This window comes from Nocardia kruczakiae NBRC 101016, from assembly GCF_001612965.1.
GTDB lineage: Bacteria > Actinomycetota > Actinomycetes > Mycobacteriales > Mycobacteriaceae > Nocardia > Nocardia kruczakiae.
The window spans coordinates 193,013-208,483 of record NZ_BDBL01000006.1 but is presented as its reverse complement, the minus strand read 5'-3'; the positions used below and the strand labels follow the sequence as shown (position 1 = coordinate 208,483).

16 protein-coding genes are annotated in these 15,471 nt (G+C 65.5%); 6 read left to right on the top strand and 10 right to left on the bottom strand.

What is annotated here, in order from left to right:
- Positions 1 to 89: 89 nt before the first annotated feature.
- Positions 90 to 1,073 carry an Lrp/AsnC family transcriptional regulator gene (locus NK1_RS06910; RefSeq protein WP_218023070.1) on the bottom strand — a complete coding sequence of 328 codons (984 nt, stop codon included), beginning with the start codon at positions 1,071 to 1,073 and terminating at the stop codon, positions 90 to 92.
- Here NK1_RS06910 and NK1_RS06905 point away from each other — a divergent pair.
- The 3 genes from NK1_RS06905 (at position 1,033) to NK1_RS33495 (ending at position 4,078) form a co-directional block, all read left to right on the top strand.
- On the top strand, positions 1,033 to 2,103 hold the full coding sequence (locus NK1_RS06905; protein ID WP_157104119.1) for a VOC family protein: 1,071 nt from the start codon (positions 1,033 to 1,035) through the stop codon (positions 2,101 to 2,103). The two genes, NK1_RS06910 and NK1_RS06905, sit on opposite strands and share 41 nt — an antisense overlap.
- Positions 2,103 to 3,212: a carboxylesterase family protein gene (locus tag NK1_RS06900; protein ID WP_063007714.1), complete on the top strand. Its 1,110-nt coding sequence runs from the start codon at positions 2,103 to 2,105 to the stop codon at positions 3,210 to 3,212. Before NK1_RS06905 ends, NK1_RS06900 begins: the two co-directional genes overlap by 1 nt.
- Before the next feature lie 48 nt (positions 3,213 to 3,260).
- A protein-coding gene (locus NK1_RS33495; RefSeq protein WP_218023069.1) for an IS5 family transposase occupies positions 3,261 to 4,078 on the top strand; the annotation gives its coding sequence in 2 pieces (ribosomal slippage) (positions 3,261 to 3,608 and positions 3,611 to 4,078; 816 coding nt in all).
- A 279-nt stretch (positions 4,079 to 4,357) separates the two neighbouring features.
- Here NK1_RS33495 and NK1_RS06885 read toward each other — a convergent pair.
- From NK1_RS06885 to NK1_RS36155, 3 genes are all read right to left on the bottom strand, one after another.
- Entirely contained in the window at positions 4,358 to 4,795 is a 438-nt protein-coding gene (locus tag NK1_RS06885; protein ID WP_157104117.1) for a hypothetical protein, read from the bottom strand.
- A 106-nt stretch (positions 4,796 to 4,901) separates the two neighbouring features.
- A protein-coding gene (locus tag NK1_RS06880) for an IS3 family transposase (protein WP_439955933.1) occupies positions 4,902 to 6,064 on the bottom strand; the annotation gives its coding sequence in 2 pieces (ribosomal slippage) (positions 4,902 to 5,791 and positions 5,791 to 6,064; 1,164 coding nt in all).
- Between the two features lie 183 nt (positions 6,065 to 6,247).
- Positions 6,248 to 6,421 (bottom strand): AMP-binding enzyme, encoded by a 174-nt coding sequence (locus NK1_RS36155; RefSeq protein WP_369689803.1) that lies wholly within the window; start codon positions 6,419 to 6,421, stop codon positions 6,248 to 6,250.
- Positions 6,422 to 6,790: 369 nt separating this feature from the next.
- On the opposite strand from NK1_RS36155, the gene NK1_RS06870 reads away from it, so the two are divergent.
- A complete protein-coding gene (locus NK1_RS06870) occupies positions 6,791 to 7,585 on the top strand; it encodes an enoyl-CoA hydratase-related protein (protein WP_063007708.1) in 795 nt (264 codons plus the stop codon).
- Between the two features lie 78 nt (positions 7,586 to 7,663).
- The gene (locus tag NK1_RS06865) at positions 7,664 to 8,560 is read left to right on the top strand and encodes an SDR family oxidoreductase (protein ID WP_063007707.1); all 897 of its coding nucleotides are present in this window, start codon (positions 7,664 to 7,666) and stop codon (positions 8,558 to 8,560) included.
- A 285-nt stretch (positions 8,561 to 8,845) separates the two neighbouring features.
- Here NK1_RS06865 and NK1_RS06860 read toward each other — a convergent pair whose 3' ends face one another.
- The 5 genes from NK1_RS06860 to NK1_RS06840 are packed head-to-tail and all read right to left on the bottom strand — an operon-like array spanning position 8,846 to position 13,422.
- Positions 8,846 to 9,868 carry an Rv3169 family protein gene (locus NK1_RS06860; RefSeq protein ID WP_063007706.1) on the bottom strand — a complete coding sequence of 341 codons (1,023 nt, stop codon included), beginning with the start codon at positions 9,866 to 9,868 and terminating at the stop codon, positions 8,846 to 8,848.
- 40 nt (positions 9,869 to 9,908) lie between these two features.
- Entirely contained in the window at positions 9,909 to 10,949 is a 1,041-nt protein-coding gene (locus NK1_RS06855) for a phosphotransferase family protein (RefSeq protein WP_063007773.1), read from the bottom strand.
- An 8-nt stretch (positions 10,950 to 10,957) separates the two neighbouring features.
- Positions 10,958 to 11,770 (bottom strand): enoyl-CoA hydratase/isomerase family protein, encoded by an 813-nt coding sequence (locus NK1_RS06850; protein WP_063007705.1) that lies wholly within the window; start codon positions 11,768 to 11,770, stop codon positions 10,958 to 10,960.
- A gap of 30 nt (positions 11,771 to 11,800) precedes the next feature.
- Positions 11,801 to 12,610: an enoyl-CoA hydratase/isomerase family protein gene (locus NK1_RS06845; RefSeq protein ID WP_063001596.1), complete on the bottom strand. Its 810-nt coding sequence runs from the start codon at positions 12,608 to 12,610 to the stop codon at positions 11,801 to 11,803.
- 29 nt (positions 12,611 to 12,639) lie between these two features.
- Positions 12,640 to 13,422, bottom strand: a complete 783-nt coding sequence (locus NK1_RS06840) for an enoyl-CoA hydratase/isomerase family protein (RefSeq protein WP_063001597.1) — start codon at positions 13,420 to 13,422, stop codon at positions 12,640 to 12,642.
- 200 nt (positions 13,423 to 13,622) lie between these two features.
- Here NK1_RS06840 and NK1_RS06835 point away from each other — a divergent pair, with 200 nt between their 5' ends.
- Positions 13,623 to 14,396, top strand: coding sequence for a FadR/GntR family transcriptional regulator (locus tag NK1_RS06835; RefSeq protein ID WP_084460643.1), 774 nt, complete (start codon positions 13,623 to 13,625; stop codon positions 14,394 to 14,396).
- Positions 14,397 to 14,410: 14 nt separating this feature from the next.
- Here NK1_RS06835 and NK1_RS06830 read toward each other — a convergent pair whose 3' ends face one another.
- A complete protein-coding gene (locus NK1_RS06830) occupies positions 14,411 to 15,460 on the bottom strand; it encodes an LLM class flavin-dependent oxidoreductase (RefSeq protein WP_063007703.1) in 1,050 nt (349 codons plus the stop codon).
- Positions 15,461 to 15,471 lie beyond the last annotated feature (11 nt).

Below are 15,471 nucleotides of genomic sequence, written 5' to 3'. Positions count from 1 at the left end.
GTCCCGGAACCCGTGGGTTCCGGGACCGCTTCCCGTGGCCGCGTCGCCACGCCGAGACAGATCGAGCGATGGGCACCGGGCATACCAAATCATCTCGGCGGCATCCCGAGCATATTCCCTGCGCGTTTGTACTGGTGAATGATCGGAGCCGTTTCCATGTGCCGCACGGCCGGGATAGCCCCCAGTCGTGCCTCGATGTAGTGGTAGAGATCGTCGATGCCGCGGCAACCGACGATCGCGGCGAGGTTGGTCGCACCCGTGGTCGCCGCCGCGAAGGCAATTTCCAAGTGCCCGGCCAATTCTGTTCCAACAGTTGCCAATTCGGATGGCGGAACCGACAGCCACAGCATCGCCTGGGTGGGGTACCCCAACGCCGCGGTGTCGATGTCGACATCGAAATACAGCGCCTTCGCCGCGCGGAGATGTTCGAGGCGACGCTGCACCGCAGACGTCGACAATCCGGTGGCCTCGGCCAGCACCCGCAGGCTGCTTCGCCCGTCGACCGCCAGCACCGCGAACAACGCCTTGTCGACATCGTCCGGGACGAGGTGTGCTTCAGCGTCGGTGGCACGGTCCGGACGCAGTCGGGCGACCTGTTCCGCGCTCAGCACGCTGGCGCGAGGGCCCCACCCGGTGGCGCCACCGAAAAAGGTGCGGAGAATGCAGTGGGCCGACACCGCCTTCACCTGTGCCACACGCGGCAGGCCGGCGAGCAGGGCGGAATCCTGCCGGCGGTGCCCCGCCGCCCTGGCGAAACAGACGATTTCGGTGCCGGCCGAGGTCAGATTGACCCAGGAGGTTTCCGGCCGATGAGCAAGCCTTTCGGCCAGCGGCGCCGCTGATTCGGGAACGCACTGCAGACGCAGTAGCCACAGCACCTGACCGATTCCTGCGGTATCCGGTAGGCCGACCACTCTCAGCACGCCGCTGGACCGCAGCCGGTTGTACCGCCGGGCCACCGTCTGATCGGAGACTCCGAGTACTTCGGCGACCTGCGCGAACGACACCCGCCCATCCACCTGGAGAGCATGAGTGATCTTCCTGTCCAGATCGTCGATTTCAACGGAATTCACCGACCGGACGATAGCGGACATCGAATTCATGCAAGCACTGCCGCGCGAATGGAACCGGCAGGCCGCACGCGGCACCGTTGGCACCGTTTGCACCGTTTGCACCGGCCACGACACCACGTCCGGCGCGAAACGAAGGGACCTCATCATGACCGAAATCCACTCCGACACCGACTATCTCGATCACTCCGTGGTCATCAACCGCGACTACGCCACCGTCTGGGACGCTTACGAAAGGCTCGGCTTTCTCTTGAGCCCGGAATCCCGGCACAAGGTGACCGTCTCCGACACCGGGGACATGGTTCCGAGCATGACGGGCAATCGCTGCGCCTACTTCGGTGAGTCGTACATCGAACTCATCGGTATCGTCGACGACTCCTGCCCCGACCTATGGGGCGTGCTCTCCCTGATCGACGGCAAGTACGAAGGACTCCGCGGCGTGTCGTTCGGCTTCGGATCCTCGGAATCGGCTCTACAGCGCCTCCGCGACGCCGATCTGGAGTCCGGCGCCGGCATCACCGAGCTACAGCGCCCCGTCGACACCGAAGACGGCTCCCGGCTGCTCCGGGCAAGGGTTGTCCACGTCGCCCGTTCACGTACGCCGGAAGGGATCATGCACATCTCCGAGCACCTCACTCCGGAGTATGCCCACCAGCCCCGCTACCTGTGCCACCCGAACGGCGCGCAGTCGTTGGACGCGATCCTGCTCGCAGTACCCGACAGCGAACTGGATTCCTACGTCGATCGGTATGCCACAATCCTGCGCCGCAGGCCCATCGTGGACGGCGATCGGCGGCGATTCCAGCTTCGAGCGGGCTCGGTCGAAATCATCGCCGGTTCGGCACTGCAGTCCGTCCTGCCGAGACATGCTGCCCCAGTCCTGCCGTTCTTTGCCGGCCAGGCAGTGGCCGTGCCGAACGTCGGCGATACGCGAGATTTGATCGAAGACAACGGCTTTGCCACGATCGACTGCTCCGGTGGCTTCTTCGTCGATGTGGCAGGCAGCGCCGTCATCTTCCGCCAGGCCGCGTGATGATCGTCGAGACCTCCTCCGGACGGATCCGAGGCATCAGTGTCGACGATGTACACCGATTCCTCGGAATCCCCTACGCCGCACCACCGGTCGGCGAATTGAGCTTTGCCGCACCGGTAGCGCCGCGGCCGTGGACCGGGGTGCGCGACACGCTCTCCCCCGGTGCTGCCTGTCCGCAACCGTCCTCACGTCTGGAAGCCATTCTCGGGCCGATGCGTGTGCCGCAAGGTCCCGACTGCCTGAATCTCAACGTGTGGACCCCAGGGCTCGACGACTCCAGGCCGGTGATGGTGTGGTTGCACGGCGGCGGGTTCTCCAGCGGCTGTGGCGGTCAGGACTGGTACGACGGCGCACGACTCGCATCCCGCGGTGACGTCGTCGTCGTCACGATCAACTACCGGCTCGGAGCCCTGGGGTATCTGCACCTGGGAGATCTCACCGATCACATGGGAGAGGGCAACTTCGGATTGCTCGACATCCTGGCCGCGCTGAACTGGGTGCGTGAGGAAATTCATCGGTTCGGAGGAGACTCCGACCAGGTAACCATTGTCGGTCAGTCGGCCGGCGCCCTGTGCGGATTGGTTCTGCTGTCCGCCGACCCCGCCCGTGGTCTCTTTCGGAGGGCCATCCTGCAGAGCACTCCGACAGCGGTCTCCCCCGCGATGCCGGACGAGGCGACCGAGGTGTGCGGGCGATATCTCGCACAACTCGATCTGTCTCCGGATCAGGCGCACAAACTCCGGGACGAACCGTTCGGCCGCCTGTTGGAAGCACAAACCGTTCTCGCCCGGCAGTTGGCAAAACCGCTGCGACTCGCCCCGCCGTTTCAACTCACGGCGAAACCCGGTCTCGTCGTGGCGGATCCGATTGCCTGTATACCGCCCGATATCGATCGTTTCGCCGGTTTCACCGCCCATGAAGCGACGGCTCGGCCCAGCCCCGCCGATATCGACCATCACACGGCCGCGGCGGTGACGGAAGGATTCGGTGGACAGTACGCACCCGACGCCTGCGGCGAGGATGCTTCGCAGGTGCTCGTGCGGGCAGCGACGGACCACTACTTCGCATCAGGAATTCCACGCCTTAGACCGTGTCTTACGTGGTGGTGATTCGGTTGTCCTGCGTCGTATCTGATTGTGCTGCATGATGTTCGACTTGTGGTCGATGAGCTGTCGAAACGCCTTGTCCCGGACGAGTTGTGGGCTTTGGCCGAGCCACTGTTGCCGGAGTTCACTGCGCGTCCGCAGGGTGGCGGCACCGCACCGGTCGATGAGCGGGCGGTGTTTACCGCGGTGGTGTTCGTGCTGACCAGCGGCTGTGCGTGGCGGATGCTGCCGCCCTCGTTCGATGTGACCGTCCCGACCGCGCACCGCCGGTTCACCGTGTGGACCGAAGCTGGGCTCTGGCGGCGATTACACCGCGCTGTGCTGGATGAACTGGGTAGTCGAGGCTTGATCGACTGGTCGCGTGCAGTGATCGACGCGGCGTCGGTGCGAGCGAAAAAGGGGGCGCCATGACCAGGCCGAGCCCGGTCGCCCGCGGCAAGTCGGGCTCGAAGATCCACGTTCTCTCCGATCGTGCGGGAATCCCTCTGTCGGTGGGTATTTCGGCCGCCAACACCAACGACGCACAAGCGCTGCGGCCACTGGTCAAAGCGATCCCCGCAGCCCGGTCGCGGCGCGGCCCACGCCGACGCAAACCCGCCAAACTGCACACCGACAAAGCCTACGCAGTCGCCGATCTGCGGGAGTGGGTGCGTGATCGCGGCATCGGCGTCCGTATCGCCCGCAAAGGGATCGAATCTTGCGACCGCCTCGGCCGTCACCGGTGGGTGATCGAGCGCACGATGTCGTGGATGACCGGCTACCACCGGCTCAATATCCGCTACGACCGCAAGGCCAGCCACTTCCTCGCCTTCCTCACCCTCGGCGCCGCACTGACAGGCTTCAAGAAGCTCGCGAAATCACCCACATGAGACACGGTCTAAGCCTGCCGAGAAGTTCTGCCTATTGGCGCCGGATCGCGGCCTAGCCAAGGTTGAGCAAGTTCGCCGCCGCGCCTATCAACAATTCTCTGGGTACCTGTTACCGCAGAGCAGAACGGCTGGAACACCGCATCGCGGTTTCAGCAACGGAGCCGTGAATTCACGACTCACCTTTGATGGCCGCTTGCCGCTAACGGGAATCGGGTTAATCGACGGAGGTCGAGTTGGCATACGGCGGTCTGGAAGTCCCGTAGTATGTGTTGGTCTCGGTCAACGGCGTTGACTCGACCACTCGTGCGCAGCGAGGTAGTCGGCCCACTCGCTCTGAGCAAAGCGTGCCCACCGCTCGGCTGTGCCGGGATGGATTCCGAGCAGGTCGCTGACTACAACCGATGGCAGTTCGGAGATCGTAGTCATCATCGCCGTGTTGCGCGCAGTGAGGCTGGGCAGTCCGTTGTCGGAAAGCATTTGACGCAGGGAACGCGTGTGGCGGGGCCGGGTGGGCGGAGTGCCAGGGAACAGATACAGCGACTCAGCGTCGGCGGGTAACAGCGCTCGTGTGGCAGGTTGGGCGATCAACTGTTCGATGAGCCGAGCAAGACTGGGCGGCAACAAAACTGGATATTTGTCGATGGTCAGGTACGCGTCGTGCTCGTCAGCGCGTTGGAATCGGTTCTTGGTGAGTTCGACGATGTGGTCTAATGACATGCCGTACAGCCGTATCAACGCCCCGGCGACGCGGACGTCGAGGGGGCTGCTGCACGAAGAGGTGACACCTTGACCTGCCCCACCTTTTAGGTTCCAGGCTCGGTGGCTAACTGACAGCGGGAACGGGTGTCTTCTCGGAGAGTAGTTCGAACTCGATCGGGGTGCGATAGCCCAGGGAAGAGTGGCGGCGTTGCCGGTTGTAGAAGATCTCGATGTAGTCGAAGATCGCGTTCGCGAGTTCGAGGCGGGTCTTCCACTTCTTACGGTCGAGCAGTTCGATCTGCATCGAGGACCAGAACGATTCCATCATCGCGTTGTCCAAGCCATCACCAACGGTGCCGAACGACGGCAGCAGTCCGGCAGATCGAATCTTCTCGCCGAAAACCCATGAGGTGAACTGAGTTCCGTGATCGGCGTGAACAATGCCACCTGCTGCCGGGCGACGGTTGCGGATCGCCATGTCCAGCGCGTTGACGACGAGTGTTGAGTCTTGGCGGGAATCGATGGACCAACCAATGATCTTGCGGCTGAAGGCGTCCAGGACCGCAGCGCAGTAGACCCGGCCTTCCCTTGTGTTGTGGACCGTGATGTCGGTAACCCACAACTCGTTCGGTTTGCCACGATCGAATTTGCGGTTCACCAGATCTCCGGCGGTCACCACACCGCGGAGGTTCTTGCCCCGCGACGAGGCCGGCAGCCCCCGGATGCCGGCCAAGGTCATGAGAACCGACACCGTGCGAGAGCAGACCTTGACGCCCATCGCCATGGTCAGTTCGGCGTGGATTCTGCGGTAACCGTAGGTGCCTCGTGATGCGACATGGATCTCGCGGATCAATCCGGTCAACCATTGGCGCCGCAATTGTGTCGGAGTGGTCGGACGCCGTTTGGCCTTGTAGTAGTTCTGTCGGGCGACTCCCAGGATGCCGCAGCATCGGTCGACCGGTGCTCCAGCTGCGACAAGGCTGTCGATCACCGGGTAGAACCGTCTTTTGGGCCAGAAACGTCCTCCCCGAGGAACTTCGCGGCGTGGCGGATGATCGCGAGCTCGGTTTCGAGTTCTCGTATCCGGCGTCGAGCAGCACGCAATTCTGCCGACTCCGCCGACGGTTTTCCGGGACGTAGTCCGTGGTCGATGTCGTCCTGGCGCAACCATTTCGACAAGGTGACCGGATGGATGCCCAGCTCGACAGCTGTCTGCTTGGCTGGTTTGCCTGCTCGGACCAAAGCGATTGCCCGGGTTCGGAACTCGGTGGGATAGGCGCGTGGCACGCGGGTCAGCCTTTCGGTAAGGCTGTCAGTTAGCAACCGGAGTTGGAACCCAACCGGTGGGGCAGGTCAGTCACCCATGCCACTTCGCCACGCTTTTCGTAGATGACCTTCTCGTCCATCATTTAATCCCTTGCCGATCGGCGATTTTCCGCAGCTCCGTCTTCCTGACTTTCCCGGTCGGTGTCACGGGCAGCGATTGTTCGATATGGATGACCTTGGGCACTTTGTATCCCGCAATGAGTTCTCGGCAGTGGGCGCGCAGCGCCTCCGGATCGGGGATGTCCCGGGCACCGGGACGACGAAAGCGGTGACAGCTTCTCCCCATCGCACACCCGGCGTGCCGATGACGGCGACCATGGCGAACTCGGGGTGGGACTGCAACGCGTGCTCGACTTCGACCGAGTACACGTTCTCGCCACCGGTCACGATCATGTCCTTCGCGCGGTCGACCAGGTAGTGGTGACCGTCGTTGTCGCGGTAACCGAGGTCTCCGATGGCGTTACAGCGCCTCGGGCATACCCGGCACGAACACGATCCTGCGGCCGGCCAGCTCGGCTGTCATGACACTCCATCCTCGGTCGAAAACGCCCTCCTCGACCGCACAGTACAGCCCCGTCGACAACAGGCCCCTTGCATGCGGCAGTCGATTAAAGCTACTGTTATGCAAATGGTCAGTCCTAATGACCACAAATCTGATCACTCACCCCGGAAGGACACCGAAGTCTGATGGCCGAATTCACCGACATCACCTACGAGGTCGACAACGGACTGGCTTGGATCACGATCAACCGCCCCGAGCGCTACAACGCGTTCCGGGCGCAGACGGTCGATGAGCTGGTCATGGCGTTCAAGCGCGCCTGGGCCAGCAGCGAGGTCGGGGTCATCGCGCTGACCGGCGCGGGCGACAAAGCGTTCTGCGCGGGCGGCGACCAGAAGCAGCGCATGGAGACCGGCGACTACGGTCCGTCCGCGAGCGGCCTGTTCGAGGTCGAGGCCCTGCACCGCGTCATTCGCGACGCCCCCAAGCCGGTCATCGCCGCCGTCAACGGGCTCGCGATCGGTGGTGGCCACGTGCTGCACGTGTTGTGCGACCTGACGATCGCCGCGGACACCGCCCAGTTCGGGCAGAACGGACCTCGCGTCGGTTCCTTCGACGCCGGTCTCGGCTCGGGCTATCTGGCCCGCGTGGTCGGCGAGAAGCGCGCCCGCGAGATCTGGTTCATGCTGCGCCGGTTGTCCGCCAAGGAAGCCCTCGACTGGGGCCTGGTGAACAAGGTCGTGCCGGCCGCCGACCTCAAGGCCGAGGTGCGGGCGTGGGCGGATCAGATGCTCGACTTCTCCCCGACCGCGCTCAAGGTCCTCAAGCAGTCGATGAACACCGACACCGAGCACTTCGTCAGCATCGGCACCATGGCCTACTCCACGCTGGCGATGTTCGGCGAGACCCCGGAGGCACAGGAGGGTATCAACGCCTTCAATGAGAAGCGCAAGCCCGACTTCACGCCGTACCGGGGCAAGTGAGTTGCGGTTCGACCGAAACAGCGTGAGTTCCCGGCGGCTGCCGTGCAGCCGCCGGCACGAACCGACGAGGTGCAGTGAATGACCGACACGACCTTCGCACCGACACTGTTGTCCGGCAAGCGAATCCTGATCACCGGCGGCGGGACCGGGCTCGGCCGCGGCGTCGCCCGGCATCTGGTCGAGCACGGCGCCGAGGTGCACCTGTGGGGACGGCGTGACGCGGTGCTGGCCGAGGCCGCCGCCGAGGCCGCGGCATCGCGCCCCGGGGCGGCCCACCACCAAACCGTCGATGTGCGCGACTACGACAGCGTGGACGCGACGATGGACCGGATCTGGAACGACCACGGCCCGCTGACGGGCGTGATCAACAACGCGGCCGCCAACTTCATCGCGCAGACCAAGGACCTCAGCCCCCGTGCGTTCCAGGCGATTACGAGCACGGTGATGAACGGCTCGTTCCACACCACGCACGCCGCAGGCAAGCGGTGGATCGCCGAGGGCCTGCCCGGAAGCGTCCTGTCCACACTCACGACCTGGGTCTGGACCGGATCGGCTTTCGTCGTGCCGTCGGCGATGGCCAAGGCCGCGGTCCACTCGATGACCATGTCGCTGGCGGTCGAGTGGGCCAAGTACGGCATCCGCGTGAATGCGCTTGCCCCCGGGCCGATTCCGACCGAGTATGCCTGGGAGATGCTGAATCCGACCGATAAATCGTCGGTCGGTGCTACGCAGGTCGACCAGATTCCGGCCGGGCGCAGCGGAACGATCGAAGAGCTGGCCAATCTCACGATGTTTCTGCTGTCGGACGCGTGTGACTACCTCACCGGGCAGACCATCGCCATGGACGGCGGCCAGATGCTGGCCGGCCCCGGCACCTTCGCCGGCCTGACAAGTCTCACCGACGCCGACTGGCAGCAAATCAAGGAAACCAGCAAGGCGGCATCGGAGTCCAGCAAGGCTCAGCGAACCGTGTGAGTCCATCCGCGCTCACAGCGACGAAGAGGGCGCGCATCCACAAGATGCGCACCCTCTTCTGCTTTGTGAGCCCAATGACATGGTCGCGCCGCGACCCAACGGAACGTCCGCTCTGGCAGCCACATTCGCGGCGCCGGCAAAGAAATGTCCCGGCCCATCACGGGTCGGGACATTCATCGCGGCAAGGCAGTGCCACCCACGGCCGGACCGCTGCAAGCGTGCGCGCTGGTATCACACCCAGCACCGCCCACGGTGAGCGCATCCGCGCGAACCGGCGGCCGTCGATCAGATCGACGGGCGGTAGTGATACTTGTTGCTGCGCGTGAGAGCGAATTCGAAGATTCCCGACCCGCGGACGTCGCCGAGGATGAAGCCGCACAGCCGGTCGGTCAGTGCCGAGTCCAGCGAGCGCGGGGTCACCGAGCCGTCGAGACGATAGCGGTCGGATTCGATTCGGTCGGCCCCGGACGAAGTGCCGTGGTGGCCGCCGTATCCGGCGCCCGCCATGAAGCCGCCGCCAGCTCGCGCGTCGGCTTGCACGACGTAGTGCTCCCCCGCCGCGGTCTCGACCCGGATTTCCCCTTCGACCAGATCGAGATCCGGCGTGAACACCAGGGCGTGCCGGACATCGGTGATCGGATCGAGCCGGCCGCTTTCGTGCATCACGGCCCCCTCCAGGAGAAGCCGCTCGTGCGAACGGGTTTCGACCAGGAGGAAACCGATGGAGAAGTCCGGGAATTGGGCTTGATACCAGATGTGCAGGCCCTGTCCGCCCGCCATGGTGCGCACGCCGCGGGAGCGATCACGCTGCCCGTACCAGCCGTCCACCGAATGCCGGCGGCCGTCGATGGTCAGCGTGCCCTCGTAGCGACCGGACTGGAAGAGGTGGTCGAACGAGGTGCGCGCCGCCGACGCGTTCGTGACCGCGATCTCGCCGAACCAGGCGGGTGTGCGTGCCCGCCAGGTCAGATCGAATTCGGTGTCGATCTCGTTGGGCCCCAGCCGGAGTCGCCACGTTCGGTTCGGCTCGAGCACCTCGAATCGGAAAGGTCCGGAACCGTCCCGGTTCGTGGCGCCGAGCGGCCCCGAGTAGCGGAGGTTTCGCTGCTCGTGCTCGCCACTGACCACCACGAACCCGTCGACGGTTCCCTTGGGCGGGTAGATACCGAAGCCCATGATGACCGACGGTGCGGTGGCATCGACCGGGTGCGCGTTGAACATGAGCCGGTCGAAGAAGCCGTCCGGTAGATCGGTGACGTCGGGTCCGACCAGCGGATCCCAGAATGTGGTGCCGGATGTGTTCACCATGCGAACTCCTTGTGGTTCGGGCGCGAAGGCCGTGCAGCGCCTATACTTCGGCGCCGACTCCCGCCAGTCCGGCGGCGCGGCGCGCGTCGTCGAGGAAGCTCCGCACCAGCGCGGGGTCGGAGTAGTAGGGGTCGCCGATCCCGTCCAGAACGCGCCGGCGACTGTATTCGTACAGCACCGCCAGCTTCCACAGCGCCAGCGTCGTATACCAGGCGAGAGTGTCGAGATCGCGGCCGGTGCGCGCACTGTAGCGCTGCGCCAGTTGGTCTTTGGACGGATATCCGGGTTCGAGCATCGCGGCGCTCAGCTGTGCGGTCGGGTTCATCGGGCGGCCCGGCTCGGGAACCGTCGCCAGCAGATAACCGACGTCGAGCAACGGATCGCCGATCGTGGCGAGCTCCCAGTCGAGGACGGCCGCGACCCGGCCCGGCGCGGTGGGCGCGAGGACGACATTGCCGATCCGGAAATCGCAATGGATCAGCGTCGCGCCCGATTCCGGCGGGATGTTCGCCTGTAACCAGGCGTCCACGTCGGCAAACTCCGCCGGCGGATTCCCCTCGTCGTCGGCGACCAGGCGGCGCAACCGTTGCAGATGCCGGGCATTGAATCCCTCGGGCCGGCCCATGCGGTCCAAACCCACCGCGCGCCAATCCACTTCGTGCAGATCGGCCAGCGTGTCGATCATGCTGTGACCGACGGCCCGTCGTTGCTCGGGCGCGTCGAGCGGCGCGGGCGTGCGGGTGGTCACCACTGGGCCGGGGGCGAAGCTCATCACGTAGAACGGTACATCGAGCACCTCGTTCTCCTGCGCGACGGCGAGCACCTCCGGTACCGGCACCGTGGTCGGCGACAACGCCTGCAGCAGTGTCGCTTCGCGCAGCATGTCGTTGGCGCCAGGGGGAATCGGCGGTGGTGGCGGGCGCCGCACCACCACACTGGTGGTGCCGTCGCTGACCAGGAAGGTCAGATTCGAATGGCCGTCACCGATCGCCTTCGTGGTGATCGATCCGGATACGATTCCGCGACCTGCCAAGAACTCCGCCAACGCGTTTCGTGTTTCGCGGTCCCACTCCCATGCCATCGCGAGGCTCACCGACCGGAGAACTGTGGTGCGCGCTTCTCCTTGAAGGCAGCCAGCGCTTCGGGCATGTCCTCGGTCCTGGTCAGCAGCGCCTGCCCGCGGTTCTCCAGTTCCAAAGCTGCCTCATAGGAACCGATTTCGGCGTTGCGCTGGATGGCCCGCTTGGACATCCGCACCCCGCCGGGGGAGTTCTGCGCGATCACACGCGCCATCGTGAGCGCCTCGTCCAGCAATCGCTCCGACGGGATCACCTGGTTCACCAACCCGATGCGTAGTGCCTCGTCGGCCTCGAGAATGCGGGCGGTGTACCCGATCTCCGCCGCCCGCGCCGGGCCCACCAGGCGAGCCAGATTGAACGAGGTGCCGAGTTCACCGATCGACAGGCCGACCTTCACGAAGGCCGCGCTCATCTTGAGAGTCGGTGCCGCCAGGCGGATATCGGCGGCGAGCGCCAACGCCAGCCCGCCGCCGGTCGCGGGACCGTGGATCGCGGCGATCACGGGAAACGGGAGATGCCTGATGGATTGAATGCCACCGGTGGCGACCTCCTGGAACTTGAGGAATTCACGCACGCCCATCTCGGTGATCACGTGAATCTCGTCGAGGTCGAAGCCGGCACAGAAGGCGCGCTCACCGGCGCCGGTGACGATGAGCGCGCGCAACCGGATGTCGCGCAGCGCCCGCCCGGCTGCCAGATATTCGTGGAACATCCGCACGGTCTGGGAGTTCATGCGCTCCGGACGATTGATTCGCAGGATGCCGATTCCGGGCTCGGCCTCCTCGAAGGTCAGTGTCTGCAGATCGGGAAAATCGATGGTCATGTGGGCCTCGCCTCGTCGTGTCCAGCCGTGCTATTTGCCCTGGAAAACGGGCGCGCGCTTGTCCTTGAAGGCGTTGAGCGCCTCGGTCATGTCCGGACTGCGCGTCAGCAGCGCCTGTCCGCGGTTCTCCAGCTCGATCGCCGCGGCATAGGAGCCGACCTCGAGATTGGCTTGCAGGGCGCGTTTGGACAGCTGCACACCGCCCGGCGAGTTCGCAACGATCTGTTCGGCGAGGGCGAGCGCATCGGCTACGACATCGCCGGCGCTGACCGAATTCACCATGCCCAGCTCGCCCGCTTCGGTCGCGTCGACAACCCGTCCGGTGAAACAGATTTCGCTGGTCTTCGCGGGTCCGATCAATCGGGTCAGCAGCCAGGATGTGCCCAGATCACCGGCGGAGAGCCCGATGCGAACGAATGCGGCGTTGAATTTGGCCGCGGCGCCGGCCAGGCGGATATCTGCGGCGAGCGCCAACGCCAGACCACCACCGGCGGCCGGACCGTTCACCGCGGCGATGACTGGGACCCGCAGGGAACGAATCGCGGTGAGTGCGCGTGCGGCACGTTCCTGCTGATCCAGCATGCCCAGCGCACCGAGGTTCGGGAGATCGTCGGCATCAGCGAGGTCGTATCCCGAGCAGAACGCCTTGCCCGCGCCGGTGAGCACGAGCACGCGGCATGAGTCCTCGGTTTCGAGGCCCCAGGCCAGTTGCTCGAGTTCGACGAACATGGTGTTGGTCATCGCGTTGTAGCGGTCGGGCCGGTTCAGCGTGACCACGACGATGCCCGGTTTCACCTCCTCGGCGAGGAGGGTTTCGAAACGGTGTTCCAGGGTTTTCATCTGGACTCCTAACGTGAGCGGCCGGGCGATCAGCGGAACTGCGGCTTGCGCTTGCCGACGAAGGCGCTGATGCCCTCGGCGGCCTCCCCGTCCTCGAACAGCGCCTGGATCTGCTCGACCTCGTACCGGGCGCCCTCGGCCAGAGGCAGGTCGAAGGCCGCGTCCACGGTGCGGACCACCGACAGCTGGGCCGGCAGCGAGGGGCCGAGCAGTTCGCGCGCGAAGTCCAGCGCCGCCGCGGTGGCGTCGCCATCGGTGAGGCGGTCGACCAGGCCGATCCGGTAGGCCTCCTCGGCGGCCACCTGGCGGGCGGTCAGCATGATGTCCAGCGCTCGTCCTCTGCCGACGAGTCGCGGAAGTCGTTGCGTCCCACCGGCTCCCGGGATCAGCCCGAGTTTGACCTCCGGCAGCCCGAACCGGCCGCCGGGGCCGGCGACCCGCAGCGTGCACGCCATCGCGAGTTCGAGACCGCCGCCGAGGGCGACCCCGTCTACCGCGGCGACCGACAGCCACGGTGAGGCGGCGAGGCGATCGTTGACCGCACGCATCCGATCGCCGTACGCGGTGAACGTCTCGGCGTCGATCGTCGACAGGTGTTTGATGTCCGCGCCCGCCGCGAAGAATCCGGGCAGCGCGGATCCGATGACCATGACCTTGACGTCACCGGCCTTCTCGGCGGCATCCATGGCGAGGTGCATCCCGTCCAGCAGCGGAATGCCCAGCGCGTTGGCCGGCGGCCGCCGCAGCGTCACCGCCGTGATTCCGGGTTCGACCGTCTCCCAGGTCACCACATCCTGCGCCCGCTCTGCCACGTCGTCCTCGCATTCAGCACATCGTCGACACCGCTGCGGCCGACTTCCTCTTCATTGGAAGCTATCCACCACAGCGCGTCAAGTCAACCATTATTTTGGTACGACCAAATTACCTAACCGTTTCCAGCCACGCAAACTCGCATGGCAGGACTCTTTACTGATAGATTAGGTACGACCAAATACACAGAAGGTAGGTAACTATGCCCGAGTCGCCCTCGTCGAGCACGGTTGCGCGACACCCGGTTCAGTTGCAGCCGATGCAGGTCCCCAAGGCCTCCGACGTTCTTGCCAACGACCTGCGCGAGCGCATCCTGCGCGGCGAGTTCCCGTCGGGTACCGCATTGCCGCCCGAGCGCGAGTTGGTCACCCAGACGCAGATGAGCCGGACCACCGTCCGGGAGGCACTGCGCATCCTCGAGGTGCAAGGGCTTGTCGTCATCAAGACCGGCCGCTCCGGCGGCGCGTTCGTCCAGCAGCCCGGAGGCGCCTCGGTGGCCTCGTCGGTGAGCCTGCTAATCCGCGGGCAGCAGCTGCGCTTGTCCGACCTGCTGGAAACCCGCGAAACCATCGAGCCCGCGTGCGCCGGCCTGGCGGCGAAGTACCGCACCGACGACGACATCGCCGCGCTCGACGCCGCGAACGCCAAGCTGGGCGATCTCGACATCCCGCTCGAGGAATTCCTGCGGGCCAACGTCGACTGGCACCTCGCGGTCGCGGTCGCCAGCCACAACGAACTGCTGACCGGGTTCATGACCGCGCTGGCGAACGCCATCTACAGCTCGACGGAGAACAACGCGTTCGTCGACGACGAGGTGCGCAAAACCACCTACAAGGCGCACAAGACGATCACCGACGCCATCCGCGCCGGCGACCCGGCGGTGGCGACGCGGCGGATGAGCAAGCACGTCCACGGGTACGCCGAGGCCGTCGTTCAGGTCGAGGAACGCACCGAGATCGAGCTGCGCGAAGCCTGAGGCCCCCGCGCGCGTCACACCGCCACCGTGTGCGTGAGATGGGTGCGCAGGCCGGCCAGTATCTCGGCGTTGATCGCCCGGGTTTCGTGATCGCTGAGTCCCCACGGGGGCGCGATCAGGTCGAGGTGATCGAAGCCGTCCGGAATCGCCGCCAGCGCCGCCGGGAACTCGGCCGGGCGGCAGGCGATGGCGATGGTGTCGATCATGTCGTCGGTGACAGCGCTGATCAGCGCCTCGCTGTCGCGGTTGCGGGCCGCCTCGCGAATCCGCTGTTGCGCGGCGCTCCAGCTGTGCAGCGCGAAGAGGCGATCGTAGACCCGCGATGCCGCGTATTGGCCGATCGCGTATGCCGCTTGCCGCCGGGCCAGCTCGACATCGTCGTTGATCGCGCACATCCGGATACCCATGATGGTGACCTCGGCCGGATCGCGGCCCGATAACGCTGCGCCGGTGGCGATTTCGTCCGCGACCGGGCCGCGGACGTACTCGGCGGTGTACATCGGATGGCCGACGAGCCCGTCGGCGAGCTCGCCGGCCGTCCGCAGCATCAGCTTGTTCACCCCCGCGATCCAGATCGGGATCTCCGGCCGGATCGGTTCCGGCACCTCCGAGGTGGGGGCAATGTGCACGTGGTAGAAGCGCCCGTCGTGATGGACCGGGCCCTCGTGCAGGCGCCACAGCGCCTTCAGCACGGTGAGCAGTTCGGCCATCCGGGCGGCCGGCGCTTCACCGGGGACGCCGTGCCAGGCCTCCATCATCTTCGGCGTACCGTTCCCGATGCCGAGAATGATTCGGCCACCGGACAATTCGTCGAGGTCCCGCGCTTCGGCCGCCCACATCAGCGGGCTGCGGCCCACCCCGTAGGCGATATTCGAACCGATGCGGATGGTGCTGGTGCCGGCGGCGAGCGCGGCCATCGGCACGGTGGCCGAGCGGCTGTACAGCTCACTCGTCCACACCGCCGTACAACCGATGTCCTCGGCCTCGCGCGCCAATTCGGTCATGGTCGCGAACCGCTGTGGTCCGCGGCCGACGCCGAAGGCATTGACCCCGAACGTCGTCATCTCGGTGATCC

Coding starts and splice junctions, on each gene's coding strand:
- NK1_RS06845 (WP_063001596.1), bottom strand. CDS start 12,610: ATGAAAACCCTGGAACACCGTTTCGAAACCCTCCTCGCCGAGGAGGTG.
- NK1_RS06860 (WP_063007706.1), bottom strand. CDS start 9,868: ATGGTGAACACATCCGGCACCACATTCTGGGATCCGCTGGTCGGACCC.
- NK1_RS36155 (WP_369689803.1), bottom strand. CDS start 6,421: ATGGTCGCCGTCATCGGCACGCCGGGTGTGCGATGGGGAGAAGCTGTC.
- NK1_RS06865 (WP_063007707.1), top strand. CDS start 7,664: ATGACCGACACGACCTTCGCACCGACACTGTTGTCCGGCAAGCGAATC.
- NK1_RS06830 (WP_063007703.1), bottom strand. CDS start 15,460: ATGACGACGTTCGGGGTCAATGCCTTCGGCGTCGGCCGCGGACCACAG.
- NK1_RS06855 (WP_063007773.1), bottom strand. CDS start 10,949: ATGGCATGGGAGTGGGACCGCGAAACACGAAACGCGTTGGCGGAGTTC.
- NK1_RS06835 (WP_084460643.1), top strand. CDS start 13,623: ATGCCCGAGTCGCCCTCGTCGAGCACGGTTGCGCGACACCCGGTTCAG.
- NK1_RS06850 (WP_063007705.1), bottom strand. CDS start 11,770: ATGACCATCGATTTTCCCGATCTGCAGACACTGACCTTCGAGGAGGCC.
- NK1_RS06885 (WP_157104117.1), bottom strand. CDS start 4,795: ATGTCATTAGACCACATCGTCGAACTCACCAAGAACCGATTCCAACGC.
- NK1_RS06870 (WP_063007708.1), top strand. CDS start 6,791: ATGGCCGAATTCACCGACATCACCTACGAGGTCGACAACGGACTGGCT.
- NK1_RS06900 (WP_063007714.1), top strand. CDS start 2,103: ATGATCGTCGAGACCTCCTCCGGACGGATCCGAGGCATCAGTGTCGAC.